Here is a 3,749-nt window from a genome sequence, read left to right as displayed (position 1 = left end):
CCAGGGGGGCGGCGGCTTCGGGCGGCGGCTGCACGGTGGGCGTGGGCGCGGCTGGCACCGGCGCGGCGGCTCCAGGGGTCTCGGCCAGCTGTCCCGCATAGGCCTCGTCCAGCGCGTGCAGCAGCGCGGCGTCTTCCCCCTCCATCTCCGCCCCGGTGCCGGCGATATCGGCGACGATGAGCTTCACGCGGTCCAGCGCCGAAAGGATCAGCGTGACGCCGGCCGAGGTGACGGGGAGCTGTCCGTCGCGGTAGCGGCCGAGGAGGTTCTCCGCCGCATGGGTGACGCGCTCCAGCCTCGGCAGGCCGAGGAAGCCGCAGGTGCCCTTGATCGTGTGCACCAGGCGGAAGATCTCGGAAAGAGTCTGGCGGTCCTCCGGCGTTCGCTCCAGCCGCAGCAGCGCGTCGTCGAGGGCCACCAGCCCTTCATTGGTTTCCGTCAGGAAATCGGCGAGCAGCTCGTCCATCGTCGTCCCGCTTCAATCACGGCGATGGCATAGGGCCCCGGTCACGAAGATTCCGTGAAGATGGTGCCCGTGAGGACGGTGCCGGGGCGGCGCTCAGCGCCAGCGGCGGTGCATCCAGAGCCATTGGCCGGGATGCTCGCGGATCCAGCCGGCGATGACGTCGTTCATCGCCTGCGTCGCCGCCGCGACGTCGATCTGCCTCTCCGCGTCGCGCGGCAGGTCCAGCGGCTCCGTCACCTCCACGCGGAAGCGTCCGCCGGGCAGGCGGATGGCGCGCACGCCCCGCACCGGGCAGTCGAAGCGCCGGGCGAGGTTGGCGAGCAGGGGGTTGGCCGGGGTCGGGCGGCCGAGGAAATCGATCACCGGCCCGCGGCTGAAGCGCTGGTCCACCAGCATGGCGACGATGCCGCCGGCCTGCAGCACCTTGGCCAGCTTGGTCGGGGCGGTGATGCCGGCCGGCACCATCTCCCCCATCAGGTCGCGTCGCATGCCGATGATCAGCTCGGCGATCGCCCGGTTGTTCGGCGTCCGGTAGAGCACGGCGGTGTCCAGCCCGTGCTTGCGCGCCGCCACGGCCGGCAGCTCCCAGTTCGCGAGATGCGAGGCGAAGACCACCACGGGTCCGCCGCTCTGGCGCACCTCCTGGAAGCGCGCGTAGGTCGCGTCGTCGATCTCGATGCGGCCACCCGGGCGGCGCTCCTCGGTCAGGTCCCAGATCCTGCCCAGATGCACGTATTCGCAGGCGGTGCGGCCCAGGTTGTCCCAGGCCTCCATCGCCACCCGCCGGTGCCAGGCCCCGTCCTTTTCCGGAAAGGCGGCGCGGATGTTCTCCAGCGCGATGCGATGCTGCTTGAACAGCGGGCCGAGCTTCCGCGCCACGGCGGCGCCGAAGCGGGGGCCGCGGTCCGGCCCCATGGCGCGCATGGCCGCGAAGGCGCCGCGCACCAGCAGGGCCAGCGCGCCGTCGCGCCACCGGAGGGCACGGAGCTGGGCCTTGCGCCAGCGGTAGCGGAGTTCCGGAGTCACGATACCGGGCCTACAGCGTCACCACGATCTTGCCGAAGACGCGGCGGCTTTCCAACCGGTCCAGCCCCTCGGTGAAGCGTTCCAGCGGGATCACCGTGTCCAGCACCGGCGTCATGCCGCCCGCCATCTTGGCCAGCCCGTCGGCCACGTTGCGCATGGAGGCGCCGAAGGAGCCGAAGATCCGGAGCTGGCGCTGGAAGATCATCATCAGGTTGGTCTCGGCCGAGACGCCGGAGGTCGAGCCGCAGGTGACCAGCCGCCCGCCCATCCGCAGCGAGAGCAGCGAGCCCGCCCAGGTCGAGGCGCCGACATGCTCGAACACCACGTCCACGCCACGCTTTCCGGTCACGCGCTGGGCGACGGTGGGAAAGTTCTGGGTGTTGTAGTTCACTACATGGTCGGCGCCGAGTTCCTTCGCCCTGGCGCACTTCTCGTCGTCGCCCGCCGTGGCGATGACGGTGCAGCCGATGGCCTTGGCCTCCTTGATCGCCACCGTGCCGATGCCTGAGCCCGCGGCCTGGATCAGGATGGTCTCGCCCGGCTCCAGCTTCGCGTTGTCGAACAGCATGTGCTCGACGGTGGAGAAGGTGATGGTGGCGCAGGCGGCGTCGTTGGTCGTGACATTCTCCGGCACGCGGATCAGCAGCCGCGCCGGGATGTTCACCAGCTCCTGCGCGAAGCCGTCGAGATGGAAGCCCATCACACCGCCGACATTCTCGCAAAGATTGTCGCGCCCCTCGCGGCAGGCCCGGCAATGGCCGCAGGTGAGCGCGCCATAGGGGGCCACGCGGTCGCCCGCCTTCCAGCCCGTCACGCCCTCGCCGGCCGAGACCACCTCGGCCACCGCCTCGGCGCCCGTCACCAGGGGCAGGTTGCGCTTGGCGAAGGCCATGCCGCGCCAGCCCCAGACATCGATGTGGTTCAGCGCCACCGCCAGCGGGCGGATCTGCACCTCGCCCGGGCCGGGCGGCGGGGGCGGGGCGATGTCGTCGATCCGCAGGTCGCGGTCGCCATGCAGGCGCAGGGCGCGCATCAGCAGGCACTCCGATTCACGTTGCGCATCTTCGATGCTTCACGACCGGAGCGCATCAGCGCGGTTCCGCCGAGAGGACGAGGCAGGTGTTCTGGCCGCCGAAACCGAAGGAATTGGACAGCACGTGCTTCACCTGGGCGTCGCGTGCCACGTTCGGCACCACGTCCAGGGTGATGCTCGGATCGGGCTCGTCGTAGTTGATGGTGGGCGGCAGGCGGCCGTCGCGGATGGTGAGCAGCGAAAACACCGCCTCCAGCGCCCCGGCGGCCGAAAGGGTATGGCCGATCATCGACTTGTTGGAGGAAATCGGCGGCGCGTCCTCGCCGAACACGGCGCGCATGCCGAGATTCTCCATCTTGTCGTTCTCGGGCGTGCCGGTGCCGTGCGCGTTGACATAGGAGATGTCCCCCGGCTTCAGCCCGGCATCGGACAGCGCCACGCGCATGGCCCCGATCACCGCGTTGCCGTCCGGGTTGGAACGGGTGCGGTGGAAGCTGTCGGCCCGTTCGCCGCAGCCGGAAACAAGGCCGAGGATGCGCGCGCCGCGCGCCACGGCGCTGTCGTAATCCTCCAGCACCAGCGCCGCCGCGCCCTCGCTCATCACGAAGCCCGCGCGGTTTTTCTCGAAGGGGCGGGAGGCCTTCTCCGGTTCCTCGTTGCGGGTGGACAGGGCCGAGAGCAGCGAGAAGCGGATCAGCGATTCCGGCTGCACCGTGCCATCCGCGCCCACCGCGATGCAGGCCGTGGCCTCGCCGCGCTGGATGGCCTCGACGCCGAGCTGGATGGAGGAGGCGCCCGTGGCGCAGGCGGTGGTGACGGCCACCGGGACGCCGCGCGGGCCGAAGCGCTCGGCCAGGCGCTCGCCGATGCCGCCATAGAGGATGCGCTCGTGGATCTCCGGATGGCCGATCGCCGCGCGGGTCATCGCGGCATAGCCGGGGCCGGCCTCGCGCGCGAGGGTGAAGCGCTCCGGCCACTCCATCTCCACCGGCGGCATGCCGAGGAAGAGCGGGCCGGGGAAGCTGCCCGGCTGGCCCAGCGCGGCCATCTCCAGCGCCTCCTGCACGGCGATCGCGGCGATGCGCTCCACCCGGACGGGAGTGGAGAAGGGCTCGCGCCCGGCCTCCTCCGGGAGGTCCACCGTGCCGGCGATGCTGGTCCGCAGGTGCTCGGTCGGGAAGCGGGTGATCCGCCGCAGGCCCGAACGGCCGGCCAGCAGCGCGG

At 71.1% G+C, this 3,749-nt stretch carries 4 protein-coding genes; all 4 read right to left on the bottom strand.

From position 1 onward, the window contains the following. Nucleotides 1-466 (bottom strand): Hpt domain-containing protein (locus tag ROTAS13_RS20805; RefSeq protein WP_171979182.1); only part of this gene is annotated, 466 nt, incomplete at its 3' end. A gap of 93 nt (nt 467-559) precedes the next feature. Further along, nucleotides 560-1,492: a lipid A biosynthesis lauroyl acyltransferase gene (locus ROTAS13_RS20800; RefSeq protein WP_075823285.1), complete on the bottom strand. Its 933-nt coding sequence runs from the start codon at nt 1,490-1,492 to the stop codon at nt 560-562. Nucleotides 1,493-1,502: 10 nt separating this feature from the next. Next, the gene (locus tag ROTAS13_RS20795; RefSeq protein ID WP_075823284.1) at nt 1,503-2,525 is read right to left on the bottom strand and encodes a zinc-binding dehydrogenase; all 1,023 of its coding nucleotides are present in this window, start codon (nt 2,523-2,525) and stop codon (nt 1,503-1,505) included. Nucleotides 2,526-2,580: 55 nt separating this feature from the next. Beyond that, nucleotides 2,581-3,749 (bottom strand): beta-ketoacyl synthase N-terminal-like domain-containing protein (locus ROTAS13_RS20790; RefSeq protein WP_075823283.1); only part of this gene is annotated, 1,169 nt, incomplete at its 5' end.

Origin of the sequence: Roseomonas sp. TAS13, assembly GCF_001950415.1 — a bacterium.
Classification (GTDB): Bacteria; Pseudomonadota; Alphaproteobacteria; order Acetobacterales; family Acetobacteraceae; genus Roseomonas; species Roseomonas mucosa.
Note: the sequence above shows the minus strand (reverse complement) of the source record. Positions and strands in the feature narration are given on the sequence as shown.

Bases quoted from the DNA above. Each gene is read 5' to 3' on its own strand.
- ROTAS13_RS20795 (WP_075823284.1), bottom strand. From the start codon at position 2,525: ATGCGCGCCCTGCGCCTGCATGGCGACCGCGACCTGCGGATCGACGAC.